The following is a 15,662-nucleotide window of genomic DNA, read 5'->3' on the forward strand; positions in this document are numbered from 1 at the left end:
GCAGAGGCATACTCCAAAGACTAAGCTCCTGTATTTGCCCATAGCTTATATTAGCCGATGAAAACATGATGCCAAATGCATGGCTGGTTGAATGAAACGTAGAGGAGTGAAACCAGCCAGGAATGAGGCTTGATGTTTTCCATGATAGATAAATATATTATCTGATGTGACTTATAGTGTTTAAATTAAGCCTAGAAATGATTTTAAGCTTCTTAGGATATAAATATCTGACGATAAAAAAAGCAGAGGCTAGACCTTTAGGTTAGCTCGAACAGGAGCTTAAGATAAATATCAGCTATGGCTATGTGAAGTGATGGTGGACAAGCAACCTTTGCTAGTCCACCATCACTTGTAATAGGCAGCCATTATTAGCCTAGGAAATAATATTAGCCTATCCCTTTTTCTTAAAGCACTTGCTGCAAGGAGAATATTCCTTGTGTAGAGCTTCTTTAAGTGTCATTGAAATACTATTTTTCATCTTATGAGAATCAGCTTCTAGGTGATATAAAGAAGATGATCCAGAAGCTGCAATGAAAACATCTGAATTACTGGCTGGATATTTTTCATCATCAAAACCCTTTGAAGTGACATATCCTTTAAAGGACCATATATTTAATTTATTTTCCTTGGCCATATTAGAAGCAGAATTGAGCTCCTGCAGGTATTTAGCTCCTTTAAATGTGAAAGCAACCATAGCTAGACCTTCTTTAACTACATCTTCATTGTAGAGCCTATAACCTTCCTCTGCTTCGTACCATGCATAAGCCAAAGTCCTATTATACTTATCAATCCTATCTCCATCGTATTCTAAGTAAATCTTATCTCCTTCATGAAAGATATTACTTGCATATTCAGAAGCTTCTTTCCCGTAGAGCTGTGGCTGTTTATCAGGGTGTTTTATTTCAGGAGTATCTATGAGAAGCAGCCTTACAGTAATTAAATCTCCATCTAGGAAAATCTTAAGTGTATCTCCATCCACCACAGAATGCACCACAGCTTCATCGTAGGCAGCTTCTTTAGTATTTAAGATGTTTCCTATACCTAGTGTTCCATCTACCCTAAATTCGGGTAAATCGTCACCAAATTCAAAGCCTAGATAGCACAGAGCCATGACAAGAACAGAAATGAGTAATGATTTTAATTTAGTATTCATATACAAACCTCCATAAAAATTTTATTCAATTCTATATATTCCATAGATCCTAAAATGGACAAGGTTCAGCTTGTCATGACTTGTACATCCTGGTTCAAGTACAAGAAAAATTTACAATTAAGGTAGTTTATTTAAGTTAAAATAAACTCAGAGTAAATAATTAGTAAATTAATAAACTAGGTTAAATTGGGGGTATGACTATGTATGATGCAAAACAACTGGCAGAGATATTAAACGTGAGTAAAGTTACAGTATACAAGAAGCTTGAAAAGTATAAGGATAAAGTAGTTGTAAAGGGCGGTAAGAAGTACGCTACCGAGGATTTAGTTAACTTGTTAAGGGAAGATTTAAAAGTTAACTTAAAGGAGAATAAAGCGTTAAATGAAGAGGTTAACGAAGTTGCTTTAAGCCTTGAGAAATCAAGTGATGTGGAGCAGTTAATTAACCTTAATAAAGAGATTATTAAATCTTTACAAGAGCAGCTTACAGTTAAGGATAAACAGCTGCAAGAAAAAGATAATCAAATTAAGGAGCTGCAAGAGATTATAAAGCAAAATAATAAACTTGTAGAGAATAGCCAAGTGCTTCTTAAAGAGAAATCAGAGCCACTTCTTCTTGAAGAAAGATTCCATGCCTTTGATGAGAAGCTGGATGAAATGAAAGAACGAATGGAGCATAGGCATAGCCAAGAAGAGAAAAAAGGCTTTTGGAGTAAATTTAAAACTAAATAACCACATTTATCTTTAACATAAAAAAATGTAAACCTTTTTTTTATGTTTTCAAGATGATATATTTTATATACATCATGCATTATTCATTTTAATGCATATAATTAGGGGGGATTTAGCGGAGATGAGAGATTTAAAAGATGGACAAATGATTATTAATAATGAATTGATTTCACAGGGGAAAGTAAAGGCAAATGGTGTGCATAGAACAGATAAATGCATAGTGAATTACAAGGATGGTAGCAGTAATTTAATTTATACTGGAGCTGTTGTAGAATTCGAAATTGAAGATGATAGTATATCATCTATAGATGTTACATATTTGAATCTGAACATGGTTGATATAGCCAACTTAAGTATTTGTAATTATTTTAACAATCCTTTTTGCAAGGTTAAAGATGCTTACAGTGTAGAAATACTTCATAGCAATGGAACTAGAGATATAGTTACTAGAGGTGTAGTTACTGAAATTGTTATTGAAAATGATAAGATAGTTGATATTACTGTGATTAGATGTAATGTTTGCCCAGAGGAAATTAAGATTTTAAGTGAAATTAAACACGATTTAGCGGAGCAGTTTGAATTTTATGAAATAGCAACTATGAACTTTAGCTAGTTAATTTAAGCATACTTAGGTATGCTTTTTTAATTTTTTGTAAACACAGTCCTATATTTTACATAAAATGTATAAACCAAGTTTAACCTGTGCTATACTAGGTTAAGTAAAGGCTACGGACACTATATAAATCGAAAATAAATTATAAGTTAACTAAAGATTAAATAATTAAATACATAAGCTAAGAATTAAGGATTTAAGATAGCGAGGTGTATAGTATGAGAAAAAAGCTTGAAATATTCGACGGAAAGCTTGATGATAGAAAGTTTTATTATGAATGCATTAAAGGCATGACAAACATTCTTGAGCATGAAATAACTTCTGCTGAGCTTGATGATGATGAAGTCTATAAAGTAGGGTCAATTATCGAAGAACAAACATGGGTTATGTTCTTGGGTCAAAGACCACCAACACCTGTACAGGTGGTATTTAAGAGCATGATGGAAAAGTACTATGACAATATAGCAAGGCTTAGAGAGTTTGAGAAAGCTGAGTATGCGCTACTTGAAGAGTATAATTACCCAGTGCCTAAAGTTACTAAATATAGCTTTGCTTAACGGTAAAGTTTATATAAAACAATTTAAGTTTTAATAACCATGATTATGCCCAAACCTAGATAAACCGAAGTTCGCACAACTGTCCCCATGGTTGTGCATTTTCTTTGCCTTAATTTGCTACCGTCGTAAATGTCGGTACCATGATATAATTAGGGTATCATCTGATACTATAAAAAAGTTGAGCTGAACTCTTATAGGAGATAGTAAAGAGATAGGCTAAGCTCCATAAGACCAAGCAGAAAAGCGCCCTTACTCAAGGTGCTTTTTTTTATGCCTATAAAAGCTGATGGGGAAGGGTGGGTGGGTCTTAAGACTTAATAACAGACCTCCTAAAAATAATTATTAAATTAGTTCCTACATTGATTAAAAACTAGGAACTAGGTTAAAATTAAAAGTGAAAGGTTTGGTGATTTTAAAATGGAAGTTAACAGAGAAACAATTAGAAAATATGATGTTCAAATAGCAGCTATGGCAAGTTACATAGAAATGTTAAATGACAACAGGCACAAAGGAGAATTATCCTTTGAAGAAAATGTACTTCTTAATAGGCTGCACAAGGTGAAAGATGAAATGGAAAAGTACCTAGATAGGGTAAAATATTTTGATGGTCATGTCTACGAAGGAACACTAAAGATGGATGACCATGGGAAGTTTTATCTAGATTACATAGATGAAGATGGATTATCTAGTAGAAAAACATATTCCTGTGGATCACGAATAGAGATATACCTTTATGATGATTATGAGGAAAGTTGGGATTGGTCTTTAGGTAGAGTAGAATCAGGTAGCGAAATGAATGAACATGGACATAAGTATATTTACTATGGATCTAATAAGCCATACCTTGAAGAAGGCATGAAAGTAAGGTACAGAGAGTAATGAGTAAATTTTCAAATCTACTAAAGCTTACTGAAATGCTTAAAGAGAAAAAGATGGGGTGTAAGGAGCTAGCCAAGGAGCTTGATGTATCTGAAAGAATGGTTAGGAAATATATTTTAGATATTAAAGAAGCTGAGGTTAACCTAGAAACTACACCAGGAAGAAATGGTGGTTACTTCATACCACCCAAGGAAGAGAAAAAGATTGAAGAACCTAGCAAGCTTGAGGTGAGAATTACTTACATAAAGGAAGAAGAAAAGAATAATTTAATTGAATATATCCTTAAGGATTATAATATCCCTTATGAATCTCGCACCTATTTAAACAACAGGAGCGAGAATAAGGATGAAAGAAGGGTTTACATCACTTTAAATAAAAAAACGTCATAGGAGGGCAATATGGGGGTTTTAGCGCTAGATGAATTTAATAGGATTGTTAATCAGGGTGTAGAATACTTAAAAAAAGATGATTTAATTAAATTTGCTGAAAAGCATAATGTAGACATATATAAAAAGGGTCATAAGCAATTCATAGCCAAGGCTATATATGAATCTGTAGATGTTAAGTTGATCTATGAGGAATTTAAGAACGAGCAATTTGGAGTCATATCTTCATACCTTCAGAAGCTTTTAGGTGTAGACCACAAAATGATTAAAAACATGGAGAAGCAAGGCTTCATTCATTCCTACTATGCTGCTGAATATAGAATCTATGGTCAATATAGAACAGTTCCTTATTACAGCATAGAAAATCTTCTAGACCTAGAGCAGGAGCAGATAGAAGCTTTCGTGAAAGCTAATACTAAAGTTCCAACAGAGAAGCAGAAAGAAGCTTTAAAGAAAGCTGCAGCTACTAGACTTAAAAAGAAAACTTGCGAAGAATGTGGAGAAGTTCAAAGGGTAGCTAGAGATTTAAATGAAGATGGAATCTGTAATCAATGTGTAGAGAGAAAGTATTTCAGAAGATACCTTGAAAAGAAAAATAAGTACATCATCTTAGATACTGAAACTACAGGCTTAGAGGATGATGATGAAATTATAGAAATCTCCATCATAGACACAGAAGGGAATATCCTTCTTAATACTTTAGTAAGCACTGAAAAACCTATAAGTGACGAGGCTTATGATGTGCATGGTATCAGCCATGAGGAGCTTAAAGGAAAGCCTACTATCAAGGAGCTAGCTCCACAGCTTGATGAAATCTTTAAAAATAAAGTTGTGCTAATTTATAACTCAGATTTTGACAGAAGGATGTTAACTCAAAGTGGCTATGAAGGTAGCTTCAAGAGTATTTGCTTAATGCGTGACTATATGGGATATATGGATAGTGAAAAATATATCTCCCTTTCAAAAGCCATGTACTATGAGGATGTAGAAAATGTTCAGGTTCATAGAGCATTAGGTGATTGTTATTGTTGTTTGGAGCTTATAAAAGCTATTGCTTATAAAAAGAATATGGTAGAATAATCTTAGGAAATCTATTATTCATATCGTAGGGTATACGAAGAAGAAGCTACACCTTCCACATGGTGTAGCTTTTTTCTGCTTTTAAGATGTTGCATAAAATGCCACAACTCAAAAAATAAAAAAAGCCTAGCATGACGGCTATCAACACTAGGCTCAAAGATATTTTGGAGTTATCTTAATTATACCTCAGCAAAATCAAATATTTCAATCATTTCACCTGAAGGTGATTGAACCATAACACCTTTGCTTAAGGTACCAAGTAGACCAAAGGCAGCCCAATCACATCCGTTTCCTTCGTTTTTTTCATCAGAACCCTTGCCATTTATTCTACCAATGCACTCACTATACATTGAATTAATGTTAGCTCCAAGTTCATTGTATTCAATTCCTGTGTTTATTCTTCCACAAGCAGGACACTTGAACTTCCAACCAGTAGGATCTTCCCCAAATCTTTTTACCCCTTCTGCTTTCCATTCTTCAAGAGTATATTCCTTCATGTTCATATTAATTACACCTGTAGTTTTTACCATGATTAAGTCCCCCTTAATTGCTTTAATAGCTTAATTATACACTGTATCTAATATGACATATATAGACTATGTGAGGTGATTAAACTATGAATAAAACATTGAAATGTAAGGATATACTGACAGTACAAGAAGTGGCAGAACTTTTAGGATTAAGGTATGAAACCATAATAAGATACATAAACCACAATAAGCTTGTGGCAACCAAGCTTGGAAGGGTATGGAGAGTAAGGAAATCTGATTTAAATAGGTTTCTCCTTGCAAGGGAGAATGTAAGGACTAATCCTAGCCATGATTGTGATAGCCATAAGGTAGTTAAAATGGCTACAATCAGGAATGAGGATATAGATATTAACGTAGTGGAATAATCATGGCCATGATAGATGAACTCGCTAGAGTTAATTTTAATTTAAGGATAAAGGTCACAGCTCTTGAAGATGAATTGGAGCTTAAAAAGAAGGAGAGCAGTAGGCTTAGAATAAAGATTTACGACCTAGAACAAGAAATAATAAAGCTTAAAATGAAAGAAGCCTAGCATATGCTAGGCTTTTATTTCTATTCCAAATAATTTACTTAAATCACTTTCAAACTTCTTAATTTCAAATTCACTAAGATAAGATACATTGATTGAAGAATTTACACAAGTTCTACAGAAGCTTATCAAATCATCTTTATTAATTTCAACCCTAGTGTTAATTGAATTCTTGTCGGCTATTCCCCTTATTGAATGACATATAGCAACTAATTTTCTGCTGTTATCATCTAAGAAATATAGCATATGTGGATGTGCTTTAAAAGCAGCTTGAGTATATTTTAATATCTCAGGTATTTGATATATCTCTCTATGGTCACCATCATAGCCTATAAAGCTATACATGAATGTAAATTCCTTTGCTATAGGAGCTTCAAGGAATGTTTCACCATAAGATTTAACAAAGCTTAAATCCATATTGTTAACCATGTTCTTAAGATTATTAATAACTACTAAACTACCATTATTGTTATTTTCACTATACATATACTCTAATACCTTTGGTGACATAGAATTCATATAAAGTGTTTCTAAATTTTTATTCATGTTATTCCCTCCCCAATTATCCATTATAATTATATTCTCAACATCCATTTTACAACGTATTCGTTTAATAGTAAAATGTAATTAAACTAATTCGTTGAGGTGATTGTATGGTGAAAAGACTAGGAATAGCAGAAGCAAAAGACCTTATTGCAAATATTAAGTGGCTTGAACTAGAGGTTTACAATGAGTATTCAAGAAAAGGTGCTTGGGATGCATATTTAAATTGCATAAGTAGAGGTCTTGAAGGTGATGAACTTCTCAATGAGTTCATGGAGCTTTATAATACCTATGCAGATTTTAAAAACAATACTCCTTTAGATTACCTGGCAATAGTTAAAAAACCTTTAGATTTACTATCCGTAACTGAAATGAGGAAAGAGTGGAGCTTAAGACGTTTAAGCAGTACTAAGCCAGATGATTATATCGGTGGAATTATTGATAAAAGAGCTAGAGTAATTATTGAGAAAACTAACAAAGATATTGTAAAGCTTAGTAAAGCTGAAATTTTAAGCTACTTAAATCAAGATTACTATGTGTACCTCGTAAGTTATAAAGATATTCGTATCGAGAAGGAGATTGAAACCCTAGAGGAATTATTAGATTATAGCCTTATGACCTTCAAGGAAGCTACAGAGCTATGGGGACTTGGTGAAAGCACTTTAAGAAGTGTAGTGAAATCCGAGAGATTAATTGAAAATATAGACTATAGGAAGAGTGGCAGCACATGGCTTATTACTGAAAATGCCATGAGGAAACTTTATAGGGATAGAAATGGGATTTGAAATGAATAAGCTGTTTATATTTCGAAGGGAATTGGAGGGATTAAATATGGCTGACATGAAAAATTATAAAATAACAATCAATGTATCCGAAGTTGAAGGTGTATATAGTGCAAATAACATAGAAGAAGCAGAAGAAATCGCACAGACAGAATGTGATGATATATATGCACGATTAAGAGGTCGCTGTAGAGTTGAAGTAGAGAGTATTGTGGAAGTATAGGACTGTTTAGATTGTGAAAGATAGGAGAGGTAAAATGACTAATAAAAATTTATTAGAAGTAAGTTATAGAAAATCTGAAAAAGGTGAGTTAGGAGGAAGTTTAAATAGTGTTCTTTTCCAAGATATATGTCTAACTGCATTGGAATATAGGAGTATTCTTGAAGAATTAGAATGGAGTGTTATTGCTAATTTTGGAAATGATTTAAGATGTCCTTGTTGTAAAAACCTTAAAAATGAAGGTCATAAGCATGAATGTAGATTGCGAATTGCATTGTCAAAGTAATGCACAATTCAATAATTTATTGAAATAAAAAAGCCTGAAGCTTAAAGCTTCAGGTTTATTTTTGCAGTTCTTTAAGGAGCTGCTTAAGTATAGCTTTTCTACGATTAAATACTGTAGCATAGGATATTCCCATTTCTTTTGAAATGTCACGAATGCTTCTCTTCTCGTAATATATTGCACTTACTAGCTCCAAGTCCTCAATAGAAAGCACCTTGAGAGCTTGATGAAGCTTCTGAACTTCAAGTCCAAGTAGAATATCTGTTTCTAGTTCAAAGTCTGATTTAACGTAGATTAACTTATCATCTGATGTATTTAGTCCATTCTTTTTAAAATCCTTTTGTGCTAAATCTAAAAGATTATTACTAATTGCTCTGGTGACATAGCTTGTAAAATTACTGTTTTTATCAAAATCAAAACTTTGAATACACTTCAAAACAGTCATACTAGCATGAGAAATTACATCTTCCAGGTCATAACTAAGGATTTTATACTTAAAAGCTTGGTTATAAATAAAATTTTTATAGTTATCTATGATTTTTTTCTTTGCTTCACTGTTTCCGCCTTTAGCCGACAGTAAAAGCTGTTCAAGTTCTTTAAAATCAATGTTTTGCACTATATCACCTCTTTTAATTTTATTATAGTTTAAATTACATAATTTGTATATAAACCAAATAAAACACAGTAGTAACACAGTTAAACCAAAATTTCGGTTATTGTCTAATTACAAAAAATAACGTATTATATAAATAGAAATTTTTGGTCGAAATTAAGCCTTAAAAAAGGCAAAAAATAAAATAAGAGATGTGCTTTCTAGAACTTCCCGGAACCAGAACACAACTCTTACTATGAAAGTCTCACCCATTTCAAAGAACTTCAATTAAACTGAAAGGTGTTTAATTGAAAGGATAACTTAAATTACTAAGAACTAAGCTGAAAGGTGCTTGAATTACAAAGAACTTAAATTTTAAAATTCGTATTGAAAGGAGTGTTTATTATGTTGGGCTGCAAGTTAAATAGAAAAACTGTACAAACCCTAATTACTAACGGTACAAGTACCGATATTTCTCTTTTATTCCATGTTTCACGTCTTGCAAACGATAATGGATATGTAGAGAACTTGAACTATAAAGAAATCAGTTCAGCTGTTAACTGTTCAGTTCAGAGCTACTATAATAGCCTGAAGAGATTAGAAAGGACTAAACTTATTTCCTTAAACAAGTCCTTAACTGAAACTAATTGTATCATACGTAATAATAAATTTCTACAAAAAAATTATAAAGATGGATATGTTAACACAAATTTAGACTTTTTATATAGTGAAGAATTTAAAGAGATTAAGTTAAATGCTAAAAAGATAGCTTTACTATACTTTCTAGGTAAAAATAAAAATGGAGTGTATGAAGTTAGCAGAGCTAAGCTAATACAGCACCTTGGAGGACTAGAAAGAAGAAGCCTTATATGGGAGTACATAGACCAGCTTAAGAAATGGTTCAATATCCATGAAGAAAAAACTAAGGATGGTAAAGATATTAAATTTTACATAAGCCTTAAGGACACTACATCCACCAAGCTTACAAAAGACCTTTACTGGGAACACCAGTTAAGTTCTCTCAGAAGAAGACATAAAGCTAAGATGGATAGTAAAAACATTAATGAGGTAATAACCCTTATTAAAATTTATGGATATAAGGATTATTTCAAGAAACAATTTAGATACTTACTTAAGACCATTACGGATACAATTAAAGAACTTAAAGAGCTTCGAGCAGATGTTATAAACAAAAGAATCCGGGAACATTTCGAAGCAGTAAATCTTCCTATTCCTAAGAAGAAAACTTCGACCAAAGCAACTTCGGTGGAAGATGATTTACAAAACTACCTAGAATCAACTGGAAGAAGTTACGACTTCCAAGGGATGATCCTAGAGTAACAATTACATAAAAAGAAGAGTCCCAAGTGGACAAGCAGCGCCGCCCCGGGACTCTTCTCGGTTATTTTATCCCATTTTGAAAATTTATTTTTCACATGGGCTATTTGTGTTTTTCGGACTTTGTTCCATCTGTATTCCCGCTTCCGCGGGAGAACCGATTTGAATTTTTCGCCCTCCATTTACTTCCAGTTTTGTTCTCACTTCCCTGTAAATCAGGATTTTTTTATTACCTTTTTTTTACTTTCCAAATTAAATCATATTCCATGGAACTTCTTTCAAATTTAAAAACACTATCCACAGAATCCACATTCTAATTTGGATTTTCTTACATCATCATAAACCCATGGAATGGAGCTACTTGAAGCCTTCGGACACCTTGTGGTAATCCTTCAACTTATTTTCTTAACTTCTCTTCCTTTTTTAATCTCTTCCTAGTGGCCGCCCCCCCGAAAATCTTTTTAAAAAAGAGTTGTTCTAATTATGACAATCTCACAAGTGATTGTAAAAATTTCCTTTTCGGATGAATAACTAAGAAATAGGGGAGAAGTTCTTGCAATTTGCACAGGTTCTTTCGATAACATTAGGGTTTTGACCTGCAGGCTGACTTGTAGCTTTATATCCTCTACGGATTCCCATGTAGATTGCATAAGCTACTTTTTCAGGTCCCAAGGAACGATATAGCTCCACGTCTTTTGCTGAATTGGTGAAAAAACACTCAATTATCATGGCTGCCATTGCAGTATTGCGAATTTCATAAAGTCCATCAATTTGAGGAGAAGTTTTTATCCCACGATTAATGAAACCTAGTTTAGCCATTTCTTCGCATATAGCGTAGCCACAAAGACCCGATATATCTGCCCTTGATTTAGAGTAAATTAAAACTTCTGTTCCTATAGCTGATTCTACTCTTGCTGCTGCTGTGTCGTTAAGGTGTGTAGAAAAGAATAGGTTAACACCTCTTGCGTTAGCCCTTGATACTCCGTGATACATATCATTGCTAGAACCTTGAATACTTCCTGGGGTTGTATCCTGGTAATCGAAGAAAGGGTCTGCCGCAAGTAATCTTGAAACTTCACTATGTATCTTCCTGTTCTCCGTAACCTCATTAACAATTTTATTCGCACCTCCACAAGCTGGGTTGTGACCGCCTCTACCATCTACTTTAACTGCCATATTTTCGTTTCCTCCTTCTTACTATCTTTATTTTCATCTATATCAACAGCTACATTGCCCATCTTAGCAATGATTACTGTAAGATTTACTATACTTTTGTTAAGGTCTACTAGCTTATTCTCGAAGCGGAATATAAAGTAACCACACATAACGATTGGGAATCCTACATTGGATATTAAATTTACTAAGCTTTCTTCCATGATTTTCTCACCACCTTTACACCTTTTAATCTATATATGTGGCATTGTTCGGTTTTTATAAAGCAAATTTCGATAAAAGGGAAAGGATCAAGAAGGAAAGGAGATCTCATATGCAGCTGCAGGGCATAAAAAAAAGAACGATGGACACGTTCACTTTGTCCAAAGTTCTTTTTTTAGGCAATTAATATTAACCCGTCCGGGATTATATGTACTGGGAAAATAACTGATACATAGCCTATTCCACATTGCCTAATTATATTTTACCATAACACCTGATATTAAAAAGAGATTAGAAAGAAAATAAAAAGGATATAAAGCGTAGCTTCTATCCCATATACTTTATAAGCACTAAACTAATTCGTACTTAGTTTCTGTAGTATCTACTACCATTGCAGATTCAATGCTTTTAACTAATCCTGCTTTACTCATGAGAACACTTCCTGTGATAGCAGCGTTCATTATTGCTTTGATTTTAGCTTCTGTCAACGCTTGATTTCCAGTTTGTTCTTGGCTAACATCATTGATTATGAAGTTAAACTTTGCGTCAGCTTGATCTATAAAAGTTAAAACTAATTTTCTATCCATGAAAAATTCCTCCTTTCTTTAGAATATGAGCCTTAAGATTTTATGCACCTTCGTCCATTAAGGTTTCGTCTGATAACTTCTTAAGCTCAACTGGGAAAGATATAAGAACTTCACCCATAGCACTAGCAAAAGCGAAAAGTGCGTCGTTGGTAACAGCTTTGTTGATACCAGAGAATTTAGCAGATTTAACTTTTGGAGTACCATCAAGGTTTTGTCCTTTTTCATATCTAAGTCCTAATTGAACTTTGTTTAAAGTACTAGATATAGCCATTTAAATACACCTCCTTCATTGATTAATTAATTTTATATATGCTATAGCTTAAAAAGTGTTTAAAAAAATTTATTTCTCACCCTTAAGACACTCATAGTAATGTTCTATGGCATCATTTATAATTTCGCTGAATTGAATAATTTCATCTGAATAATGAAATACTTTGATCTCCTCCAGCTTTTTAATGTTTTCTATCTCTATGATATAAGTTCTTCTGATAGCTTCTTTATCTCTACAGTTAACAAGTGTTTCTTGTCTACCCATTCTACGCTTAGCAAGGGTACTTTTGCTTGGCTGCCTACTATGTCCTTTAGGTCTTTCGCTCCTTGGAGCTGTTACGTTCTTTCTAGCTCCTCCATGCTCTGCTAAAAATTCATCTATAGATTTACCTTGTGATTTTACTTGTAGCCATAATCTAAGTTTCTGTGGTTCCATCTCACTCTCTAACTCAGCTACTCTGTCCTCTTCGTCCTCTTCATCCTCTTCCTCTGCATTTTCAAGGCTGCTTAAATCATCTACTGATAATTTATAATTCTCATCTTTTTTTACACTTCCATCTTCACCAAAAGAAAATTTAATTGCTATTTTTTTCACCCCCCTGTTTTCTTATTTTTATATTTTTATATTTTCATGTTTTCCCCCCTTGAACCCTAGTTATTTCTAAGGTTAAAGCCTTCTAGGGAATTCCCTACAATTCTATATATTTTAAATTAATTTTTATGAGTAATATTTTTTAAAACCATTTTGTTGGCTTCAACAAATTGATTTAATTTAATCTATTATGATTTAATTTATTTTTAATCAATCTTGAAAAACCAATGTTGAAATTCAAAGAATTTCTTTTAATGTATATCCCGCTCCGCCCCCAAGCCCACTGTCACTACGTTCTTAGGTGAATATTTATTTTAAGCTACCCTTTATCGCTTTGCTTCTAAGCTTAAATATTTGATTACTGGATTAATGTTTTGTCTTTTGTCCGGTTGTGTCCGTAGCTGTCCGATTACGTCCGAAAGCTTCCGAAGGCTTCCTGATGGGAAGTAGCTTCTGTGATATACTTTAAAGTTTGTATCGTTTTGTACCAAGTCATATCCAAATGCTATGGTATAATATTTAGCTTCTTTGTTCTTTTTTGCATGGATACGTGCGTAATTACGTGAATTTCGTATTATAATTTGAGTATTATGTGATTTATCGTACAGTTTTGTACATTAAGCTTCTGGGGGTGTTATCTTGATTAATATTAAAATATGGGTTCCTGTGTACCTTATAGGTCTTATAGGTATCTTTAGTTATGAAAGGCTATCTATATCTAAGATTAAGACTATGTTTTCATGTAAGTATCAAAGCTTAGCTTTTATCTTGTACATATTACTTCCTCATGTAGCTTTAGCTTTTATCATAGTCCATGATATGCTGCATAGGATGGCTGATACTTTGCGTAGGGTGGACTAGCATTGACAAGCTTCCAAGGAGTGAAGGACTAGCAAAGGTTGCTTGTCCTTTATTCCTTACTAGCCGTAGGCTATCTGTTTTTAAGCAAAATTAAGCCCCAAGGTTTCCATTGGGGTTTTATCATCTTATTAAGTTTTCTATGCTCTTGATACAGATATCTACATTGCTATTATTAAAGTATTTAAGCTTGGTACCTGGTTCTATATTCTCTATAACCTTATAGTACATAGCGTGGCTATTCTTTAAGGTATTGATGAATACATATTTCTTTTTAAGTAGCTTAACATCAAAATTAATGGATTCTACATCGATGAATATCCAATTAGGCAATAGCTCCTTCATGCGAGCCACCCATCTACTATGACCACCTATAACAGTAGCTTCTAGTTTATTCAGCTTAACTAGGTCTACACCGCTTATATCAGCCATTTCATCTTCTTCGATATTTAAGGAAAACATATTTTCTCGTAAAGAGTTTAACTCTTTTTTCATTCCTGATAGTTCCTTTAATTCCCCTTTGAGCCTTTCGTTTTCCTTTATGTTCCTAGAGGAAGAAGCTTCATCTTTTTTAATTTTTTCCTCCATAAGCTTATTATTTAACTTAGCAGCTGCAAGGTCCTTAGTAAGTTTCTCTATTTCATTATGTAAGCCTTCTTCATGGTTATCAAAGAAATAAGCTTTAGCTTTCTTATACTCTCTGCATAGGTACTTTATTTGTATTGCAGCATAAAGGTATTTCTCTAATTCATCAAGGCTATAAGCTTCATTCCTATGTAATGTGGTGTATGTTAATATAAGCTCCTGCAGCTCCTTGTTAGTGATGAATTTTTCTCCTACAAGGGTTACAAGGCTTAAATGCTCTAGGTCATAAATATACTCAAAAGCACATTTATATTTATCTAAATCATTATCTAGATTTGCTATATCCATCAAGTCAAAGGTTTTACACAGTGGTCTTTTATAATCTTTATTCCCTTGAAGAAGTTTAGTTTCTATTGTTCTTATGGCTTTCTTATTTTCGTAGCTCTCATTGTTTAAGCTTATTCTATTCCCATTATCTCCATAATGGTTTAATCTCTTCGCCATGTACTCTATTAATTTAATGAAGGATTCCTCTTCTTTAACTACTTCATTGCCATATATCTGCCCCAAATAAACCACCATGAGCATATTACTGTTTAAGGTATCATCACTTATATTCTCTATGCCTTTAACTTTCCTTATCAGCTGTTTTAAAAAGTCCGTTAATATTATAACTTTATGAGTTTCTAAGTATGCATGGACATATTTCCAGCCTTTCTTATACATAGCGAGAAGCTCCTTAACTAGCTCATCATCGCCTGTCATTCCATCAGACACCTTTAGCATGCCTAGTACTTTTTTAAAGTAATACTCTTGCTCTATGTTTCCTTCTGTAGCCATATAGTGATTATAATACTCGGTGCTCTTAGCTGCTTCATGATATTTTTTACTATCCTTTTCATAGATTCTATCTATATCCTTATAGACTATTTGGTTAGTGGATATAGCTTCTACTAGAAAAGGTAATATGTTTAGCATATTCCCCATTTCATCAACTCCCGTTCTTTTATTATTTTACCCTAATTTGAAGCTAAATTTCACATCAGCTAATATATTTATCTACTAGGGAAAACATCAAGCCTCATTCCTGCATGGTTTCACTTCTCTGCGTTACGTTCAACCAGCCATGCATTCGGCATCATGTTTTCATCGGCTAATATAAGCTATGGGCAAATACAGT

The 15,662-nt window shown here is 33.2% G+C and carries 23 protein-coding genes; 13 read left to right on the forward strand and 10 right to left on the reverse strand.

The annotated features are described in order from the left end of the window. Positions 1–391: 391 nt before the first annotated feature. Complete coding sequence (locus RR409_RS19090; protein ID WP_332559371.1) at positions 392–1,153, reverse strand: thermonuclease family protein; 762 nt, start codon at positions 1,151–1,153, stop codon at positions 392–394. A 200-nt stretch (positions 1,154–1,353) separates the two neighbouring features. On the opposite strand from RR409_RS19090, the gene RR409_RS19095 reads away from it, so the two are divergent. The 6 genes from RR409_RS19095 (at position 1,354) to RR409_RS19120 (ending at position 5,399) form a co-directional block, all read left to right on the forward strand. Further along, on the forward strand, positions 1,354–1,884 hold the full coding sequence (locus RR409_RS19095; protein ID WP_332559372.1) for a hypothetical protein: 531 nt from the start codon (positions 1,354–1,356) through the stop codon (positions 1,882–1,884). Between the two features lie 121 nt (positions 1,885–2,005). Then, the gene (locus RR409_RS19100) at positions 2,006–2,497 is read left to right on the forward strand and encodes a hypothetical protein (protein ID WP_332559373.1); all 492 of its coding nucleotides are present in this window, start codon (positions 2,006–2,008) and stop codon (positions 2,495–2,497) included. A gap of 218 nt (positions 2,498–2,715) precedes the next feature. Beyond that, positions 2,716–3,054, forward strand: coding sequence for a hypothetical protein (locus RR409_RS19105; protein ID WP_332559374.1), 339 nt, complete (start codon positions 2,716–2,718; stop codon positions 3,052–3,054). 417 nt (positions 3,055–3,471) lie between these two features. Continuing rightward, positions 3,472–3,933 carry a hypothetical protein gene (locus tag RR409_RS19110; RefSeq protein WP_332559375.1) on the forward strand — a complete coding sequence of 154 codons (462 nt, stop codon included), beginning with the start codon at positions 3,472–3,474 and terminating at the stop codon, positions 3,931–3,933. Continuing rightward, complete coding sequence (locus tag RR409_RS19115) at positions 3,933–4,322, forward strand: helix-turn-helix domain-containing protein (protein ID WP_332559376.1); 390 nt, start codon at positions 3,933–3,935, stop codon at positions 4,320–4,322. Before RR409_RS19110 ends, RR409_RS19115 begins: the two co-directional genes overlap by 1 nt. A gap of 9 nt (positions 4,323–4,331) precedes the next feature. After that, a complete protein-coding gene (locus RR409_RS19120) occupies positions 4,332–5,399 on the forward strand; it encodes a 3'-5' exonuclease (RefSeq protein WP_332559377.1) in 1,068 nt (355 codons plus the stop codon). 179 nt (positions 5,400–5,578) lie between these two features. Here RR409_RS19120 and RR409_RS19125 read toward each other — a convergent pair whose 3' ends face one another. After that, entirely contained in the window at positions 5,579–5,929 is a 351-nt protein-coding gene (locus RR409_RS19125) for a VVA0879 family protein (protein ID WP_332559378.1), read from the reverse strand. 86 nt (positions 5,930–6,015) lie between these two features. On the opposite strand from RR409_RS19125, the gene RR409_RS19130 reads away from it, so the two are divergent. Both RR409_RS19130 and RR409_RS19135 read left to right on the forward strand, forming a co-directional pair. Continuing rightward, entirely contained in the window at positions 6,016–6,294 is a 279-nt protein-coding gene (locus tag RR409_RS19130) for a helix-turn-helix domain-containing protein (protein ID WP_332559379.1), read from the forward strand. 2 nt (positions 6,295–6,296) lie between these two features. Beyond that, a complete protein-coding gene (locus RR409_RS19135; protein ID WP_332559380.1) occupies positions 6,297–6,461 on the forward strand; it encodes a hypothetical protein in 165 nt (54 codons plus the stop codon). Between the two features lie 6 nt (positions 6,462–6,467). Here the strand turns inward: RR409_RS19135 and RR409_RS19140 are convergent, their stop codons facing one another. Then, positions 6,468–7,004, reverse strand: coding sequence for a hypothetical protein (locus RR409_RS19140; protein ID WP_332559381.1), 537 nt, complete (start codon positions 7,002–7,004; stop codon positions 6,468–6,470). A gap of 107 nt (positions 7,005–7,111) precedes the next feature. On the opposite strand from RR409_RS19140, the gene RR409_RS19145 reads away from it, so the two are divergent. Genes RR409_RS19145 through RR409_RS19155 form a run of 3 tightly spaced genes read left to right on the forward strand, consistent with a single transcriptional unit; the run spans position 7,112 to position 8,289 of the window. Continuing rightward, a complete protein-coding gene (locus RR409_RS19145) occupies positions 7,112–7,786 on the forward strand; it encodes a helix-turn-helix domain-containing protein (RefSeq protein WP_332559382.1) in 675 nt (224 codons plus the stop codon). A gap of 46 nt (positions 7,787–7,832) precedes the next feature. Beyond that, on the forward strand, positions 7,833–8,006 hold the full coding sequence (locus tag RR409_RS19150; RefSeq protein WP_332559383.1) for a hypothetical protein: 174 nt from the start codon (positions 7,833–7,835) through the stop codon (positions 8,004–8,006). 34 nt (positions 8,007–8,040) lie between these two features. Continuing rightward, positions 8,041–8,289, forward strand: a complete 249-nt coding sequence (locus RR409_RS19155) for a hypothetical protein (protein ID WP_332559384.1) — start codon at positions 8,041–8,043, stop codon at positions 8,287–8,289. 55 nt (positions 8,290–8,344) lie between these two features. Here RR409_RS19155 and RR409_RS19160 read toward each other — a convergent pair whose 3' ends face one another. Further along, entirely contained in the window at positions 8,345–8,902 is a 558-nt protein-coding gene (locus RR409_RS19160) for a sigma-70 family RNA polymerase sigma factor (protein WP_332559385.1), read from the reverse strand. 381 nt (positions 8,903–9,283) lie between these two features. Here RR409_RS19160 and RR409_RS19165 point away from each other — a divergent pair, with 381 nt between their 5' ends. Beyond that, complete coding sequence (locus RR409_RS19165) at positions 9,284–10,219, forward strand: hypothetical protein (protein WP_332559386.1); 936 nt, start codon at positions 9,284–9,286, stop codon at positions 10,217–10,219. A 528-nt stretch (positions 10,220–10,747) separates the two neighbouring features. Here the strand turns inward: RR409_RS19165 and RR409_RS19170 are convergent. The 5 genes from RR409_RS19170 to RR409_RS19190 all read right to left on the reverse strand — a co-directional run bounded on the left by RR409_RS19170 (position 10,748) and on the right by RR409_RS19190 (position 13,042). Continuing rightward, complete coding sequence (locus RR409_RS19170; RefSeq protein ID WP_332559387.1) at positions 10,748–11,392, reverse strand: N-acetylmuramoyl-L-alanine amidase; 645 nt, start codon at positions 11,390–11,392, stop codon at positions 10,748–10,750. Further along, a complete protein-coding gene (locus RR409_RS19175; protein ID WP_332559388.1) occupies positions 11,377–11,592 on the reverse strand; it encodes a YvrJ family protein in 216 nt (71 codons plus the stop codon). The genes RR409_RS19170 and RR409_RS19175 overlap by 16 nt, the downstream gene beginning before the upstream one ends. Before the next feature lie 348 nt (positions 11,593–11,940). After that, on the reverse strand, positions 11,941–12,177 hold the full coding sequence (locus RR409_RS19180) for a DUF2922 domain-containing protein (RefSeq protein WP_332559389.1): 237 nt from the start codon (positions 12,175–12,177) through the stop codon (positions 11,941–11,943). A gap of 40 nt (positions 12,178–12,217) precedes the next feature. Further along, positions 12,218–12,448, reverse strand: coding sequence for a DUF1659 domain-containing protein (locus tag RR409_RS19185; RefSeq protein ID WP_332559390.1), 231 nt, complete (start codon positions 12,446–12,448; stop codon positions 12,218–12,220). A 69-nt stretch (positions 12,449–12,517) separates the two neighbouring features. After that, entirely contained in the window at positions 12,518–13,042 is a 525-nt protein-coding gene (locus RR409_RS19190; protein WP_332559391.1) for a hypothetical protein, read from the reverse strand. 636 nt (positions 13,043–13,678) lie between these two features. On the opposite strand from RR409_RS19190, the gene RR409_RS19195 reads away from it, so the two are divergent. Further along, entirely contained in the window at positions 13,679–13,900 is a 222-nt protein-coding gene (locus RR409_RS19195; protein ID WP_332559392.1) for a hypothetical protein, read from the forward strand. 120 nt (positions 13,901–14,020) lie between these two features. On the opposite strand, the gene RR409_RS19200 is transcribed toward RR409_RS19195, so the two are convergent. Continuing rightward, positions 14,021–15,469 carry a hypothetical protein gene (locus RR409_RS19200; protein ID WP_332559393.1) on the reverse strand — a complete coding sequence of 483 codons (1,449 nt, stop codon included), beginning with the start codon at positions 15,467–15,469 and terminating at the stop codon, positions 14,021–14,023. Positions 15,470–15,662 lie beyond the last annotated feature (193 nt).

The sequence above is a fragment of the Clostridium sp. genome, from assembly GCF_036642255.1.
Classification (GTDB): Bacteria; Bacillota; Clostridia; order Clostridiales; family Clostridiaceae; genus Clostridium_J.